This window comes from Mesorhizobium sp. M7A.F.Ca.MR.176.00.0.0 (genome assembly GCF_004023165.1).
In the GTDB taxonomy this organism is placed as follows: domain Bacteria; phylum Pseudomonadota; class Alphaproteobacteria; order Rhizobiales; family Rhizobiaceae; genus Mesorhizobium.
This window is the reverse complement of record NZ_RZTC01000013.1, coordinates 41,140-57,556: the sequence shown is the minus strand read 5'-3', so window position 1 is coordinate 57,556 and position 16,417 is coordinate 41,140. Positions and strand designations below refer to the sequence as shown.

Annotated in this window: 15 protein-coding genes; 8 read left to right on the top strand and 7 right to left on the bottom strand. The window is 63.9% G+C overall.

The window, feature by feature from the left end; all coding sequences use genetic code 11:
- Positions 1-1,648: YbaL family putative K(+) efflux transporter (gene ybaL, locus EOB59_RS07060; protein ID WP_245486556.1), on the bottom strand; the 1,648-nt coding region annotated here is incomplete at its 3' end.
- A gap of 224 nt (positions 1,649-1,872) precedes the next feature.
- A complete protein-coding gene (locus EOB59_RS07055) occupies positions 1,873-2,322 on the bottom strand; it encodes a host attachment family protein (RefSeq protein WP_128288039.1) in 450 nt (149 codons plus the stop codon).
- Positions 2,323-2,741: 419 nt separating this feature from the next.
- Here EOB59_RS07055 and cysG point away from each other — a divergent pair, with 419 nt between their 5' ends.
- From cysG to EOB59_RS07025, 6 genes are all read left to right on the top strand, one after another.
- Positions 2,742-4,193, top strand: a complete 1,452-nt coding sequence (cysG, locus tag EOB59_RS07050; RefSeq protein WP_128288038.1) for a siroheme synthase CysG — start codon at positions 2,742-2,744, stop codon at positions 4,191-4,193.
- Positions 4,190-4,483, top strand: coding sequence for a DUF2849 domain-containing protein (locus EOB59_RS07045; RefSeq protein ID WP_127397820.1), 294 nt, complete (start codon positions 4,190-4,192; stop codon positions 4,481-4,483). Before cysG ends, EOB59_RS07045 begins: the two co-directional genes overlap by 4 nt.
- A 43-nt stretch (positions 4,484-4,526) precedes the next feature.
- Positions 4,527-6,197 (top strand): nitrite/sulfite reductase, encoded by a 1,671-nt coding sequence (locus EOB59_RS07040; RefSeq protein WP_128288037.1) that lies wholly within the window; start codon positions 4,527-4,529, stop codon positions 6,195-6,197.
- Entirely contained in the window at positions 6,172-6,936 is a 765-nt protein-coding gene (locus EOB59_RS07035; RefSeq protein ID WP_127397818.1) for a phosphoadenylyl-sulfate reductase, read from the top strand. Before EOB59_RS07040 ends, EOB59_RS07035 begins: the two co-directional genes overlap by 26 nt.
- 172 nt (positions 6,937-7,108) lie before the next feature.
- Positions 7,109-7,642 (top strand): DUF934 domain-containing protein, encoded by a 534-nt coding sequence (locus EOB59_RS07030; protein ID WP_128288036.1) that lies wholly within the window; start codon positions 7,109-7,111, stop codon positions 7,640-7,642.
- A 97-nt stretch (positions 7,643-7,739) separates the two neighbouring features.
- Entirely contained in the window at positions 7,740-9,344 is a 1,605-nt protein-coding gene (locus EOB59_RS07025; RefSeq protein WP_128288035.1) for a GMC family oxidoreductase N-terminal domain-containing protein, read from the top strand.
- Between the two features lie 117 nt (positions 9,345-9,461).
- Here EOB59_RS07025 and EOB59_RS07020 read toward each other — a convergent pair whose 3' ends face one another.
- From EOB59_RS07020 to EOB59_RS07010, 3 genes are all read right to left on the bottom strand, one after another.
- Positions 9,462-10,484: a fatty acid desaturase gene (locus EOB59_RS07020; RefSeq protein WP_127273297.1), complete on the bottom strand. Its 1,023-nt coding sequence runs from the start codon at positions 10,482-10,484 to the stop codon at positions 9,462-9,464.
- A 153-nt stretch (positions 10,485-10,637) separates the two neighbouring features.
- Positions 10,638-11,015 carry a hypothetical protein gene (locus EOB59_RS07015; protein ID WP_127269664.1) on the bottom strand — a complete coding sequence of 126 codons (378 nt, stop codon included), beginning with the start codon at positions 11,013-11,015 and terminating at the stop codon, positions 10,638-10,640.
- Positions 11,016-11,114: 99 nt separating this feature from the next.
- Positions 11,115-11,315, bottom strand: coding sequence for a hypothetical protein (locus EOB59_RS07010; protein WP_127319283.1), 201 nt, complete (start codon positions 11,313-11,315; stop codon positions 11,115-11,117).
- Positions 11,316-11,554: 239 nt separating this feature from the next.
- Here EOB59_RS07010 and grpE point away from each other — a divergent pair, with 239 nt between their 5' ends.
- Together grpE and EOB59_RS07000 are read left to right on the top strand one after the other, a co-directional pair.
- Entirely contained in the window at positions 11,555-12,190 is a 636-nt protein-coding gene (gene grpE, locus EOB59_RS07005) for a nucleotide exchange factor GrpE (RefSeq protein WP_027161324.1), read from the top strand.
- A 103-nt stretch (positions 12,191-12,293) separates the two neighbouring features.
- Positions 12,294-12,926: a trimeric intracellular cation channel family protein gene (locus tag EOB59_RS07000; protein WP_127319279.1), complete on the top strand. Its 633-nt coding sequence runs from the start codon at positions 12,294-12,296 to the stop codon at positions 12,924-12,926.
- 84 nt (positions 12,927-13,010) lie between these two features.
- Here EOB59_RS07000 and EOB59_RS06995 read toward each other — a convergent pair whose 3' ends face one another.
- Both EOB59_RS06995 and EOB59_RS06990 read right to left on the bottom strand, forming a co-directional pair.
- Entirely contained in the window at positions 13,011-13,886 is an 876-nt protein-coding gene (locus EOB59_RS06995; protein WP_023812526.1) for a GNAT family N-acetyltransferase, read from the bottom strand.
- Between the two features lie 180 nt (positions 13,887-14,066).
- Positions 14,067-16,358, bottom strand: coding sequence for a PAS domain-containing hybrid sensor histidine kinase/response regulator (locus EOB59_RS06990; RefSeq protein ID WP_128288034.1), 2,292 nt, complete (start codon positions 16,356-16,358; stop codon positions 14,067-14,069).
- Between the last annotated feature and the right edge of the window lie 59 nt (positions 16,359-16,417).

The following is a 16,417-nucleotide window of genomic DNA, read 5'->3' as shown; positions in this document are numbered from 1 at the left end:
GGGCACGGGCGATGACGTTGATGCCAGGGTTGGCGGCGCGGGCTCGGAGAACGATCTGACCGGCTTCGAAGGCATTGGGGATGGCAAGGATCAGCCGGCTGGCGCCTTCGGGATTGGCGGCGGCGAACACTTCGGCATTGGCCGCATTGCCGGCGACGGCCTCGATGCTGTCCGCTTTCAGCCTCGCCAGCGTCTTGTCGGCGTCCTCGATGACCAGGAAGGGCAGTGCCGCGTCTTTCAACGCCGAGCCGACCAGGCCACCGACACGGCCGTAGCCGATGAGGATGGCATGGCCGGTGAGTGCCGTCTTGGGCGGCGGCCCGTCCTCCCTTTTCGCCGTTGCCGCAACAGAGGCCACCTGGCCCGGTTCCGTCGCCGGACCAACCGGCTTTGCCTCGACCGGCGCTGCCGTCCTGGCGGCGCGCCGCTCCAGCCATGGCTTCATCCAGTCGATGGCCAGGAACATCAGCGGGTTCAGCACGATCGACAGGATGGCGCCGGCCAGGATGAGGTCGCGACCTTGTTCGGGCAACAGTTTCAGCCCGACGCCGAGCTCGGCCAGGATGAAGGAGAATTCGCCGATCTGGGCAAGGCTCGCCGAGATCATCAGTGCGGTGGCCAAGGGATAGCCGAAGGCAACAACGATGACGAAGGCCGCCAACGATTTGCCGATGACGATGATGGCCAGCGTCGCCAGGATCGGCCAGCCATTGCTGATCAGGCTGAACGGGTCGAACAGCATGCCGACCGAGACGAAGAACAGCACGGAAAAGGCATCGCGCAGCGGCAACGATTCTTCCGCCGCGCGGTGGCTGAGCTCGGACTCGCTCATGATCATGCCGGCGAAGAAGGCACCCAGCGCCAGTGAGACCCCAAACAGTTTGGCCGCGCCAAAGGCGACGCCGAGCGCTATGGCAAGCACCGCCAGCCGGAAGAGCTCGCGCGAGCCGGTGTGGGCGACATAGTGCAGGATCCAGGGGATGACCCGGCGGCCGACCACCAGCATGACGACGACGAAGGCGGCGACCTTGGCCAGCGTGATGCCGACGACGCCCCAGATGCCGTAGCTGGCCGGCAGCGACAGCAGGCCGCTCGCATGGGCGTCCGCCTGCTCCTGGCCGCCGAGCACGCCGGCCAGCGCCGGCAGCAGCACCAGCGCCAGCACCATGGCCAGGTCCTCGACGATCAGCCAGCCGACGGCGATGCGGCCGCGCTCGGTCTCGATCATCCGCCGCTCCTGCAGCGCGCGCAGCAGCACCACGGTCGAGGCGACCGACAGCGCCAGGCCGAAAACCAGCCCCGCACCCATCGACCAGCCGAGCATCCACGACAGCCCGGCGCCGAGCGCGGTGGCAAAGCCGATCTGGACGATGGCGCCGGGCACAGCGATGGCGCGCACCGACAGCAAATCCTTCAGCGAGAAGTGCAGACCGACGCCGAACATAAGCAGGATGACGCCGATTTCGGCGAGTTCGTTGGCAAGGCCGGCATCGGCGACGAAGCCGGGCGTGTTCGGCCCGACCAACACGCCGGCTACGAGATAGCCGACCAGCGGCGGAATACGGAAGCGGTTGGCGAGAGCGCCGAAGACGAAAGCCAGCCCCAGACCGGCGACGATGGTGGCGATAAGGGGCGTGTCATGCGGCATTGTCTATGGAGCGCCTTTCAAGTCGGTGATGTCGGATGTGCGCCGCCCGAAGCCGCCGCCTGTTTGCAATATGGTGGATGGGGTGTCGGGGATGCAACCCGCAAAGCCATGAAATCGCCGGTGCGGGCGCAAAAACCTGACCGACGGTCGAAGAAGCCGCCGGTCGGATGTGAGGTTCGCGCAATGATATTTCGTTTCGATCCGGCGCGATCGATCGACAGCGATCAGGCTGCCTGCAGCAGGGCCTCGATGTCTGGCATAGCGTGGTTGGTCAGTGTCTTGGGAATCTCAGCTGTCACCTTGTCCTCGACTTCCTTGTGCAGCTTCTTGCGCATGGCTCCGAGCACCAGCGGCGGCGCGATGAGCACGATCTCGTTGAATTTGCCTGCATGCGCGAGCTTGTAGAGCCGGGCGGCGATTTCATCGGCGAAACGCTCCTTGCCGATGCGGTGCCAGTCCGTGTCTTCGACCGCGCTGCGGTGCATGGAGGGACCATCATTATATCGGCCCGGGCTGTCACTGCCTTGCTCGCGGGTGGGCGGGTTGTCCTGCTGCATTTCCTGCACGACCTCGAGATTGGGGAATTTGGTGTCGCCGGAATTCCTGAGGAATAGCGCCTTCTCACCATCGGCCACCATGACCCAGATACCGTGCTTCAGGTTGATTGTGCTCATGATGACAGGCTCCTTTTTTGGGCCGCTCGGGCATCTTGTGACATGCCGCGGCCGGGTTTCGATCTGACGCGATGGGCTTTTTAGGGAACGCGCCCCGAACCGGTAATGTTCCAACCAGGCCCTCGCAGGTGTCGGCCATTCGGGTTGTCCAAGGCCTGCGGCTTTAATCTACTAAATTGGTAGAATTTAGAAAAAACTGTTTTGCGGCATTTCTCGTCGGGCGCTAAAAGACCCACAAATCAAGGTCTGCGACAGCAGCTTGAATCCACTCCGTCCGCCAACGAGGAATATTTTTCTCTTGGCCGAGACGCTTTCAGAAAAGCGATTGCATCCCGATGAGGGATGCGCGAGTGCGTTCCTTCTGGTTTCTCGCGCTCGCGCGTAGAACTGCAAGCCTGTTCAGGATTCCACTCGCGCCCATGTCGCACACTGCTCCCAAACTCCATGCCTTCCCCGTCTTCATGCGGGTCGAGGGGCAGACCGTGGCCATCGTCGGCGGCGGCGAAGAGGCGCTGGCCAAGGCGCGGCTGCTCGGACAGTCAAGCGCGGTCCTGCGGATCATCGCGGAACACACCGAGCCGGACCTGCTGGCCTTCATCGCCCAGACCGGCACGAACCATTTTGCCGCCGCTTACGACGCATCGCAGCTCGAGGGCGCGGTCATGGTGTTTGCCGCCAGCGGCGACGAGGAACTCGACCGCCGCGTGGCCACCGATGCGCGCCGCTTAAGCATTCCGGTCAATGCCGTCGATCGACCTGAGCTTTGCGATTTCTTCACCCCGGCGCTGGTCAACCGCGCCCCGGTCGCCATCGCTATCGGCACGGAAGGCGCAGGCCCGGTGCTTGCCCAGATGCTGCGCGGCCGCATCGACCGCATGCTGTCGCCCTCGCTCGGCCCGCTGGCAGTTCTTGCCGCTTCGTTTCGCGGGGCTGCCGAGAAGCTGCTGCCGAGAGGCAATGCCCGCCGCCGCTTCTGGAATGATTTCTTCGCTGGCGCTCCTGCCCGCGCGGCCGAAGCCGGCCAGCTTTCGCAGGCGCATGACGCCGCCGTCGATCTGTTGCTGTCGAATGCGCCTGCTACGGGCCACATCGCCCTGGTCGGCGCCGGCCCAGGCGCCGAGGATCTTTTGACCTTGCGTGCCCATCGCTTGCTGATGGAAGCCGATGTCATCGTCCATGATGCGCTGGTGCCCGAGGCGGTCGTTGCCATGGGTCGCCGCGATGCCGAGCGCCTGCCGGTCGGAAAACGCAAGGGCTGCCACACCAAGAGCCAGGCCGAGATCAATGCGCTGCTGGTCGAGCTTGGCCGTGAAGGCAAGCGCGTCGTGCGGCTGAAGTCGGGCGATCCGCTGGTGTTCGGCCGGGCCGGTGAAGAGATGGCGGCACTGCGCGATGCCGGAATCGGCTATGAGGTGGTTCCGGGTGTCACCGCGGCCTTTGCTGCCGCCGCCGATTTCGAACTGCCGCTGACCTTGCGCGGTGTCTCCTCGTCGATGGTGTTCACCACCGGCCACGACCTCAAGGGCAATTCGCTGCCCGACTGGGCCAAGCTCGCCATTTCCGGCGCCACCGTTGCCGTTTATATGGGCCGCTCGGTGGCCGCCGAGGTTGCCGGACGGCTGATCGAGGCCGGTCTGTCGCCGGACACCGCGGTGGCCGTGGTCGAGAATGCCAGCCTCGCCAACCGGCGTCGCTTCCACGGCACGCTTGCCGACCTGCCGTCGCTGGAAGCGCGCGCCGATCTTTCCGGCCCGGTCATGACCATCATCGGCGATGCGGTCGCAGGCGCCAACTTTGAGCGATCCGAGCCGCTGGCGGCACACAGGCATGAAGGTGCTTCCAGTTCGGTCGCCGAAGGAGTTCAGCCATGAAGATACTGACCGCCAACCGCCTCACCGACGGCATTGCCGTCTGGTACGCCGATGGCGGCTGGGCCGAGACGGTGGACCATGCCGACCTCGCCCATGACAAGGCAGCCGAGGACAGGCTCGAGGCGATCGGCGCCAAGGCCTATGCCGCCAACGAAGTGGTCGACGTCAATTTGATCGACGCTGAGGTCGTCGACGGCGTCGTCCAACCGGTGCGGCTGCGCGAGAAGATCCGCGCCGCCGGCCCGACCATCCGCAACGATCTCGGCAAGCAGGCTGCGCGGGCAGCATAACCAAGACACCAGGCATGGGCGGACGCGCCCTGAAAGACCAAGCATGTACCGTTACGATGAGTTCGACCACGATTTTGTCCAGGCCTGCGTCGCCGAGTTCAGCGACCAGGTGCAGCGTCGTCTTGCCGGCGAGATCACCGAGGACCAGTTCCGGCCATTGAGGCTGATGAACGGCGTCTATCTTCAACTGCATGCCTACATGCTGCGCATCGCGGTGCCTTACGGCACGCTGAACGGCAAGCAGTTGCGCATGCTTGGTCACATCGCCCGCAAATACGACAAGGGCTATGGCCATTTTACCACCCGCCAGAACATCCAGTTCAACTGGCCGGCGCTGTCGGACATTCCGGCGATCCTGGCGGATCTCGCGAGCGTTGAGATGCATGCCATCCAGACCAGCGGCAATTGCATCCGCAACGTCACCGCAGACCACTTCGCCGGCGCTGCCGCCGACGAAGTCGCCGATCCGCGTCCCTACGCGGAAATCCTGCGCCAATGGTCGTCGGTGCATCCGGAATTCTCGTTCCTGCCGCGCAAGTTCAAGATCGCGGTGACGGGTGCCGAGCGCGACCGCGCCGCCATTCAGACCCACGACATCGGCCTGCACCTGAAGAAGAACGCCGCCGGCGAACTCGGTTTCGCCGTCTATATCGGCGGCGGCCAGGGCCGCACGCCGATGGTTGCCCGCAAGATCCGCGATTTCCTGCCGGAAGCCGACCTTCTGTCCTACTGCACGGCGATCCTGCGCGTTTACAACCTCTATGGCCGCCGCGACAACAAGTACAAGGCGCGCATCAAGATCCTCGTCCATGAGACCGGCGTCGAGGAGATCACCCGCCAGGTCGAGGCCGAGTGGCTGGAGTTGAAGGACGCCGAGCTGAAGCTGCCGCAAGCCGACATCCGCGCCATCGAGGCCTATTTCGCGCCACCGGTGCTCGCCGGACGGCCGGAAGGCGACCAAGCGGTCAAGCTGGCGCGGCTCGATTCCAAAGGGTTCTCGGAGTGGCTCGACCAGAATGTCGTGACGCACCGCCATCCCGACTATGCAGCGGTGACGATCTCGCTGAAGGGCATCGGCGAGGTGCCCGGGGACGCCTCGGACAGCCAGATGGAAGCGATCGCCGACATCGCCGAGAAATATGGCTTTGATGAACTGCGTGTCAGCCATGAGCAGAACCTGATCCTGCCGCATGTGGCCCGCGCCGACCTCAAGGCAGTCTATGATGCGCTGGTCGGCATCGGTCTGGCGACAGCCAATTCCAATTTGATATCGGACATCATCGCTTGCCCGGGCCTCGACTACTGTGCGCTGGCCACGGCGCGCTCGATCCCGATCGCGCAGGAAATCTCGCGCCGCTTCGCCTCGCTTGAGCGGCAGCGCGAGATCGGCGAACTGAAGCTGAAGATCTCCGGCTGCATCAACGCCTGCGGTCATCACCATGTCGGCCATATCGGCATCCTCGGGGTCGAGAAGAAGGGCTCTGAGCTCTATCAGGTGACGCTGGGCGGCTCGGCCGACGAAAACACCTCGGTCGGCGAGATCATCGGCCGCGGCTTCTCGTCGGAAGAGATCACCGACGCCATCGAGCAGATCGTCGAGACCTATCTCGGCCTCCGGCTCGGCCCACAAGAGAAATTCATCGACGCCTACCGCCGAGTCGGTCCCGCGCCGTTCAAGGAGGCGCTCTATGCTGGCGAAGCCAAGGCCGCTTGACCCTATTGGAGACGTCGATGACGGTATCGCCGCCAAAGCGGCGGGGCTCGATGCGCTCTATGGTCATCTGAAGCCGATCGAGATCATCGAACGCTCGGCCCGCGAACTGTTCCTCGACGAGATCGCGGCGGTGTCGTCGTTCGGCGCGGATTCGGCTGTGCTGCTGCACATGATCGCCAAGATCGACCGGACGCTGCCGGTCATTTTCCTCGACACCGGCAAGCATTTCGAGGAGACGCTCGGCTATCGCGACGCGCTCGCCGCCGATTTCGGGCTGACCAACATAAGGGTGATCAAACCCGAGGAAGCAGCACTCGAACGGATCGATCCGACGGGCAATCTGCATCAGAGCAACACCGACGCCTGCTGCGACGTGCGCAAGGTGGAGCCGCTGGCGCGCGGTGTCGCGCCATTTCGAGCCTGGCTCACCGGCCGCAAGCGTTTCCAGGCCGCGACGCGGGCAGCGCTGCCGGTGTTCGAGGCGGTCGGGCCGCGCATCCGCATCAATCCGCTGGCGCATTGGACGACATCGGACCAGGCGGACTACATGCGCGCGCATGCGCTGCGCGAAAATCCGCTGGTCGCCTATGGCTATCTGTCGATCGGCTGCTTCCCGTGCACGCAGCCGGTGCAGCCGGGCGAGGACGCGCGCAGCGGCCGCTGGGCCGGTCATGCCAAGACCGAGTGCGGCATTCACCTGTCGGGGCTGGAGAAGTCGCTGACCGACGCATCCCTTTAGGATATGCTGATATTCAGGTGAGGCTGGCTTGCAAACGGCAGCTTCCTGCGCTTCCGGTGCTCACGTACTTCAAGTACGCTCCGCTCCGGTTCTCGGAAGCCGCCATTTTCGACTCAGCCTGACCTGAATCTCAACACATCCTTGGTTCGTTTGACTATTTAGGAACTTTTTGATGACTGGACCGACGACACCGGAGACCCGACTCTGGACCCCTGCGGGTTTTCACGAGGATGAGTGGACGCATGGCGAAAGCGCCGATGCGCTGTCCGGCAACGGCCGCTTCATCCTGCCGTTGCAAGTCTTCCTCGATCTGGATCCGGAGGTGCGCCGCTCGGCCAAGGAACGGCTCGGCGTCCTGCTGCAGCCGGGTGATCAGCTCGAGAAGATTGCCGAGCTGCTCGACCAGCTGTCGCTGGTGGCATTGGCCTTCCCGGCCTTCAGCGACGGCCGCTCCTTCTCCAAGGGAGAACTGCTGCGCGGCCGCTACCATTTCGAAGGTGCCGTTCGCGCCACGGGCCAGGTGCTGGTGGACCAACTGCCGCATATGCTGCGGCTAGGCTTCGACGAGTTCGAGATTTCCAATGCGGTGCTGTTGAAGCGCCTGGAGGAGGGCCGCACCGGCGGATTGGGGCTCTACTACCAGCCAGCCGCCGTGCCGGAACCAAAAGGCCCGAAATACTCCTGGCGGCGCGTTCGCAGCAGCTGACGTTGCGGTAATTCCGCGCGTCTTTACATCAGCCGTGTTCAGGCCTTCTCTTGATCATCCGGATGGAAAATCCGTGGACGATCGGGGAGGGGTCTTCATGCGTTACGACTATGTCATAGCCGGCGGTGGGTCCGCCGGCTGTGCGCTTGCCGCACGGCTTTCGGAAGATCCCTCGAAAACGGTCTGCCTGATCGAAGCTGGCGGCGGGGGCAGGGATATGCTGATCCGTGCTCCGGCTGGCATTATCGGCATGCTTTCCGGCCGGCCCAGGATAAACAACTGGGCCTTCGAAACCGTGCCGCAGCAAGGTCTTGGCGGCCGCAAGGGCTACCAGCCGCGCGGCAAGGCGCTGGGCGGCTCCAGCGCCATCAATGCAATGCTCTATGTCAGGGGCCATCGCAGCGACTATGACGAATGGGCAAATCTGGGCTGCGAGGGCTGGTCGTGGGATGAGGTTCTGCCCTATTTCCGGCGCGCCGAGTGCAATGAGCGCGGCACCGATGCCTTGCATGGCGGGGACGGCCCGCTGAAAGTGTCGAACCAGCGCTCGCCGAGGCCGATCGCCAAGGCCTTCATAGAGGCTTGTGCCGAAAACCAGATTCGCGCCTCGGATGATTTCAACGGACCGGAACAAGAGGGCGCCGGCTATTTCCAGGTGACCCAGTTTGCCGGTGGCGCCCGTAATGGCGAGCGCTGTTCGACTGCCGCCGCCTATCTCCATCCGGTGATGCAGCGGACCAATCTGACTGTGATCACGCGGGCGCACGCCACAGGCATCGTCCTTGACGGCAAGCGCGCCACCGGTATCCGCTACCGGACACGCAAAGGCGAGGCCGTGGCACAGGCGTCGCGCGAGGTGATCCTCTGTGGCGGTGCCTTCGGTTCGCCGCAGCTTCTGTTGCTGTCGGGTATCGGCCCGGCGGCCGAACTTGCCGTGCATGGCGTTCCCGTCGTCCACGAATTGCCGGGCGTCGGCAAGAACCTGCAGGACCACCTCGATTTTATCGTCGGCTGGAGATCGAAGGACACCGATATGCTCGGTATGAGCCCGCGCGGCGCGTGGGGTTTCCTCAGGCACATCGCGCAGTGGCGGCGGGATGGAACCGGGCTGATCGCCTCGCCGTCGGCCGAGAGCGGCGCTTTCGTCAAATCCGACCCGGCGCTTGAGCGCCCTGACCTGCAGCTGCAATTCGTCATCGGGCTCGTCGAAAACCATGCGCGCACGCTGCACTACGGCTTCGGCTTTTCCTGTCATGTCTGCATATTGCGACCGCACTCGCGTGGCGAGGTTGGGCTGGCCAGCGCCGATCCACTTGCCGCGCCACGCATCGATCCGCGCTTTCTCGGCGACCAGCGCGATGCGGAACTGCTGCTGAAAGGCGTGAGGATCACCCGGCAGGTGCTGGCTTCGCCGGCGCTGACGCGCTACCGGCACAAGGAAATGCACATCGCCGGCGAGCCGAGCGATGCCGATCTGATGACCCATATCCGTACCCGCGCCGACACGGTCTATCACCCGGTCGGCTCCTGTCGGATGGGGGTCGACGAGATGGCGGTGGTCGATCCGCAACTCAAGGTGCGCGGGCTTGAAGCTTTGCGTGTCGTCGACGCCTCGGTGATGCCGACACTGATTGGTGGCAACACCAATGCCCCAACCATCATGATCGCCGAAAAGGCCGCCGACATGATCAGGGCTGCCTGATCGGAGCTCCAGGCCGCGGCGCCCATGGCGCGGCGGTCTTTTTGTTGTGACGCAATTGCCCAGGGAAAACGCTACGCGTTTTCCCTGGAAAACCGTTCACACTTCTCCTGGAATTGCTTAAGCCGCCGCCCGTGCCTCACGGAACGACACCAGCTTGCGGCGGTTTTCGTCCCACAATGCCAGTTTGACGCAGCGCAGGCTTTCGAGCAGCGTAACCCGGCCTATGTCGCGCAACTCGGGATAATCCCGCAGCACTTCCTGCAACCGGTAGCACGGCACCTTGGCCGAGAGGTGATGGACGTGATGGACACCGATGTTGCCGGTGAGCCAGTTCAGCACCGGCGGAAGGTCGTAATACGACGATCCGTGCAAGGCGGCGTGCTGGAATTCCCAGTCGGCATCCTTCGCCCATTCCGTTTCCTCGAACTGGTGCTGGACGTAGAACAGCCAGATGCCGGCCGAACCGGCGAGGATGACGATCGGCAGGTGAACCACCAGGAAAGCGCCCGGGCCGACGAACCAGATAAGGACGGCTGCTGCGACCGCGATGCCAAGGTTGGTGGTCATCGACGACACCCAAGGGGTCAGGCCGCCGCGCATCATGCCGACGGGTAGCCTCTGCTCGAAGATGAAAAGCCAGATCGGACCGAGCCCGAACATCACCAGCGGATGGCGATAGAGACGATAGGCGAGGCGGCCCCGCCACGACATCTGCCGGTATTCTGCAACGGTCAGCGTCCGGATGTCGCCCATGCCGCGTTCGTCAAGATTGCCGGCGCTGGCGTGGTGCGTCGCGTGGGCGCGCCGCCAGCAATCGTAGGGCGTCAGCGTCAGGATGCCGAGCGCGCGGCCAATCCAGTCGTCCGCGTAACGATTGGCGAAGAAGGAGCCGTGGCCGCAATCGTGCTGGATCATGAAGATGCGCACCAGAAACCCGGCCGCGGGGAGGATGAGGACCAGTCCCCACCAATGGCCATAGGCATAAGCCGCCGAAGACAGCCCCCAGAGTATGGCGAATGGAATGAGGGTGATGGCGAGCTCGACGGCGCTGCGCCGCCTGTCAGGCTTCTTGTAGCGGGCGAGAATCTTCAACCAGGCGCGCTTGCTGTTGGCGACCGCCTCAGGGGAAATCATGTTCATCAGGAAGCATAGGCGGGGCGCCTCGCCGCCGCAAGGCAACATCACGCAAAATTACTGTGCGTAATTGTCGCGTAGCTTGGCGATCGAGCCTGCCGACCCGCCAGATCGACCTGCTGATGGCTCTGAGCGTCGGTTTTCCGCTGAGGTCGATCGCTATTCGCGATCGAGGATAGGGCAGCCGCGCTCGGTGCCAAAAGTCACGCGCACGCGGTCGCCGCCCTGTCTGCCGCGGACCGTGATCTCCCGGCGGCCGACGGACTCTATCCTTGCGCGGCGGATGCCCATTCGGTCTGCCTTGTCGAGAGCCCGGTCTTCCGTGCAGCCTCGTTGACGGCGGTCGCGCCGATCGTCGCGACGGGGGCCTTCGCAATCGTCGTAGGCGGGGTCGCAATCTTCCATGAGCTTCAGCCGCGGGCCATGTTTGCCCAATTGCAGCTGAAGATTGTCTGCTTGTGCCGGAAAGGCCGCCAAGGTGATGGCGCCGAGGCCGACAAACGCTATCAGCGATGAGGTGATCGAAACCTTGCGCATTTACGTCCTCCATTGAACCACAACACATCTATCCTTAGATGGTTCGGCTCTCCCCGGCTATTGCCGATAGGAGGTTTGCTGCCAAGATCGATTGTTGCGTTACGGCCGGCGCCAGCCGATGTCACCGCGCTCCGCCCCATCGAGGCGGTCGAGCAGTTCTCTGAACCGATCGGGGATGTCGGCCTCGGTGCGGAAGGCCGGCAAGGTGCGCAGAAAGCGGGTCACCGCCTCGGCGCCGAACTGGCGCCTGATCTCGATGGCCAGCCCCTCTGCCTTTTCGCCCATGTTGCGGGTCATCATCTCAAAATCCTGTGTCGGCTTCGAAACTCCTGCAGCAAGAGAATGGTTCCCCCATCATGCCTGTATGGCAAGCAAAGCCCGCGGTTAAGGTAAAATTTGAATTAAAGTCGAAATGTCTTGCCTGTCATTGCCCGGCCTTGGCCGGCGGCTTCCATAGTCGCTTACCCCTTGATTTTTGGCCGCCAAACATCGATATCGGGCACAAAATCCACATCATTCGAGATTGACGGGAAACGGCGATGAGCGACCAGGCAAAAGACGAACGCGCGCCCGATGAAGTCGAGGCGACCGAGCCCGCAGCCGAGCGCACGGAAGGCAGCACCGACGGCGACTATGAAGCCCTTGTGCGGCTGCTGAAGGAAAATGAAGAGCTGAAGGACCGCGCGCTGCGCGTGGCGGCGGAGATGGAAAACCTGCGTCGCCGCACGGCGCGCGATGTGCACGATGCGCGCACCTACGCGGTCGCGAATTTCGCCCGCGACATGTTGTCGGTGTCGGACAATCTGCGCCGCGCGCTGGATGCGATTCCCGCCGAGGCCAAGGCATCGGGTGACGCCGGCTTCAAGGCGCTGATCGAAGGCGTCGACCTCACCGAGCGCGCCATGCTGTCGGCGCTGGAACGGCATGGGGTCAAGAAGCTCGCGCCTGAAGGCGAGAAGTTCGATCCCAATTTCCACCAGGCGATGTTCGAAGTGCCCAATCCGGATGTCCCGGCCAACACCGTGGTCCAGGTCGTGCAGCCGGGGTATTCGATCGGCGACCGCGTGCTGCGCCCGGCCATGGTCGGCGTCGCCAAGGGTGGTCCGAAGTTCGCCGCCGCTGAAGCACCGGTTGAGCCGGGGCCGGTGAACGAGCAGGCTGAGAAGGATGCGTAGTTAGGGCAGTAAGGGAGTAAGGGAGTAAGGGAGCGTACCAACGGTGCGGCTTTGTGATAAACATACTCTCCTATTCTCCTCTTCCCTTACTCCCCTGGTCTGCATGAATGCCATCGCGCTTCTCGACTATGCCGGTGTCGCCGTCTTCGCGGCGACCGGGGCGCTGGCGGCTTCGCGTAAGCAGCTCGACATCATCGGCTTCCTGTTCCTGGCCAGCGTCACCGGGATAGGCGGTGGCACGCTTCGCGACGTTATCCTCAACCTGCCGGTTTTCTGGGTCGCCAACTCCGGCTATGTGCTGGTCTGCGCCGCGGTTGCGGTGCTGGTCTTCTTCAGCGCGCATCGTGTCGAATCGCGCTGGAAGTGGCTGCTCTGGCTCGACGCCATCGGGCTCGCCGCCTTTTCGGTGATGGGCGCGGCCAAGGGGCTTGCGATTACCGGCTCGCCGGTCGTGTCCGTCATCACCGGCGTGCTCACCGCCACTTTCGGCGGCATTTTGCGCGATCTCCTGGCCGGCGAGCCATCGGTGCTGCTCAGGCCCGAAATCTACGTCACGGCGGCCCTTGCAGGTGCCGGGCTTTACACGCTTGGCGATCTTGCCGGACTGCCGCCGCTCGCCTCAAACCTTGCCGGCTTTGCGGCGGCGTTCCTCGTGCGCGGTGGTGCGCTCAAATTCGGCTGGTCGTTTCCGTCCTACAAGAGCCGACCCGGCAGGCGGCCGGAGGATATTTTGTGAAAGGAAGCGAATAGCGAATAGCGAGTAGCGAATAGGGGTTGAGCGAGATAGCTCCCGCTATTCGCTATTCGCTATTCGCCAGCGTCACGCAGCGAAGCGCTGGGCTTCGCCGCCATAATAGTTGACGTAGCGTGCGCCGATCTCCTTGACCGGCATCACGACGAATACATCGACCGTCGAGAATTCGCGATCGATGACGCAACCATCGCCGATGCGGGCACCGACGCGCAGATAGCCCTTGACCAAAGGCGGCATCGCGGCGATCGCCGCCTTGGCATTGACGGCCTCGATCGGCATCAGATCCATCGAGCAATAGCGCCCGGACACCGCGCGCACGTCCCAGGCCGAATTCGTCCGGCAGTGGTGGGCGAGATAGGTGAGCGCTTCGGCATGCGCCGCCGGCACGGTGCCGTGAAAGGACGCGCAGCCGGTCATCACACCGATTTCGTAATGATTGATGTAAGCCCAGATGCCTTGCCACAACGCCTCGATGGTGCGCTTCGAGCGGTATTCCGGCAAAACGCAGGAGCGGCCGAGTTCAAGGAAACGCTGGCCGGGGTGGCGGGCGATGAGCTTGGTCAGCTCGAATTCACCTTCGGAATAGAAGCCACCGGCCGTGGCCGCGATTTCTTGCCGCAGCAGCCGATATGTGCCGACGATGCGGCGATGTTCGGGACCGGAAAGCGTGGTGTCCAAAACCAGCAGATGGTCGCAGAGCGGATCGAACCGATCGGCGTCCCGGCGGTCATGGGCCTGGAACAGGTCCTTCCTGGCGCCAAGTTCGTCGTAGAACACCCGGTAGCGCACTTCCTGCGCGGCCGCGATCTCGGCCTCGTTGCGAGCGAGCCGCACTTCAAGATTGCCTATACGGCCCAGCGCAGCGCCCTTTATGACGGAATCGACGTTACGTCCGGCAAGCAAGGCGCTGCTGGCGTTCGGCCGAGTGTCACATTCCGGCATAACTGTATGCACGAGTGATTCTCCTTCGAGCCATCCCTCTTGGCACGGGGATACGGTGTAGGTGCAACAGGATTGTGACAGTACCGTGATACGACGTCATGGGCAATACTTCGTCGGCTGGCGAATACGATCAACCGGCTACGTTTAAGTGATCGCCTGTGCCGAATGGCGGTGGAAAGCTCAGGCCGCGACGACCTGCCCCTCGACGGCATTGACCAGCGCTTCGGGGTCGAGCGGTTTGGTGACAAAGCCGCTGGCGCCATGGGCCAACACCGCATGACGGGTCTTTTCCTGGCTGTCGGCCGACAGCACCATGATCGGCACCGGCCGCACGGCACTTTCTTCCTCATGGCGGCGGATGGCGGCGATCGCGTCCAGCCCGTCCATGACCGGCATGTGCAGATCCATCAAGACCACGTCGAAGCGGTCCTTGTGCGCGGCGCCGGTGACAGCCTCGACGGCGGCCTTGCCGTTGCCGACCACCTTGACGCGATGCCCGGCCTTCAGCAGCGTGGCGCGGGCCAGCATGGCGTTGATGTCATTGTCCTCGGCGATCAGCACTGACAGGCCGCGCTGGCGGTTGCCGACGGCCCGCAGCGACGGTGCGCCGCGCTTTTCCGGCGGCGGCGGGCCGAGGCTCGGAGCATGGCTGCTCAGCAGAACACGCAGAAGTGTTCCGCCACGCACCGGCCTGGCCAGGAAGGTTGCGTAGCCGCTGGCACGGAACTCGCCAAGCATGCCGCGATCGGTCGGCGCGATCAGCGTGATCGCCTCACAGTCGGAGAAACCGCTCTGGCGCAGGCGCTTGAGCAGCCTTCCGTCGCCTTCTTCCATCGCTGCATCGACCAGGATCGCATCGCAGCCGGCGGCGAAAGGCGCGGCCTGTGCTGCAGTGGTGGCGATGTCGACCGCTCCGCCATTGGCGCGGATGGTGCGGGCGATGGCGTCGGCCTCGACGGCGTTCTTCGACAGGATCACCGCGCGTCTGCCCGAGAGAGCATTCTGGTGGCCCTGCGGCGCTTCGGTGGCAGCTGTCGCAGGGATTTCGAAGACGAATTCGGATCCCTGGCCGAGCCGGCTGGATACCGAGATCGTGCCGCCCATGGCGGCCACCAGGCGCCTGGAGATGGCAAGGCCGAGGCCGGCCCCGCCATGGGTGCGTGTCGACGTGCCGTCGGCCTGCTCGAATTCCTCGAAAATGCGCTCCAGGTCGGCGTCACGCAGGCCCGGACCGGTATCGGCGATGGTGAAGCATATGCGGTCGCTGGTTTCGGTGCGTGCGCGTGCTATGCTCACCAGCACGCCGCCGCTGTCGGTGAACTTGATGGCGTTGCCGATGAGGTTGAGAAGCACCTGCCTGACCTTGCCCGGATCGGCGGTGATCAATTGCGGCACGTCGGGTTCGACATGGCAACCCAGTCCGATATCCTTGGCGAAGGCGCGCGCTGCCAGCAATTCGATGATGTTGTCGGCGATCTCGCGCACCGACATCGGCTGCGGCTCGGGGTCGAAACGCCCGGCTTCGATCTTGGAATAGTCGAGAAGATCCTCGATCAAGGCAAGCAATGCGCTGGCCGAGGTCGAGACGGCGCCGACATAGGTCTGCTGCTCCGGCGACAGGCTGGTGTCGGCGAGCAACCTGGCCATGCCCATGATGCCGTTCATCGGGGTGCGGATTTCATGGCTGACGGTGGCGAGGAAGCGCGATTTGGCCTGGCTGGCATATTCGGCCCGTTCGCGTGCGGTGATCAGCGACGATTCGGCGCGTTTGCGGGCGGTGATGTCGCGGGCGATGGCGCGGTGTGAAACGGCGCCGCTGTCCTTGTCGCGCACCGACAGTTCGATCCAAGAGAACCAGCGCTGCCCGCTCGGCGTGCTGATGGAGACATCGGTGGAACTCAGACACTCATGGTCGGAAAAGGCGGCATCGGGAACCATGCCGACCTCGATGCCCAGTTCTGCCAGGGTCTTGCCGGCAAGGTCGCGCTGGTCGACCTCGACGAGATCGGCGAAGACCTTGTTGGCATAGACGATGTAGCCGTCGCGGTCGCGATGGATGACGAGATCGCCAAGCGCGTCGATCAGGCCGCGAAAGCGCTCGTCGCTCTCCTGCATCTCCCACATGCGGTCGGCCAGCGTCTCGATCTCGGCGCGGCTGCGGGCAGTGGTTTCGTCAAGAAGGGCGGAGGTGCGATGTTCGCTCCGCCTGGCGCGCAGATGCAAGGCAAGGCCGGCAAGGCCGGTTGCCAGCAATGCGACGCTGATGAAGATCGGTGCCCCGGTCAGATGCGCCAGCCCGGCCACCAACACGATGGCGACGAATGTCAGAAAGGGCAGGCTTTCGCGCCTGGAGAATTCCGGCTCGGGCACCAGCGGCGGCGCGGCGACAAAGCGCCGCGTCGACGCCGGCGGGAGCACCGCATCGACGTCGTCGCCAGTGTCCGCCTGTTGGCTGCCGGATTCCGCGATCATGCGAAATCCTTGCCAGACAGAGATTATGGAAAATTGCGGCGGATCGTTCGAATTTTAGC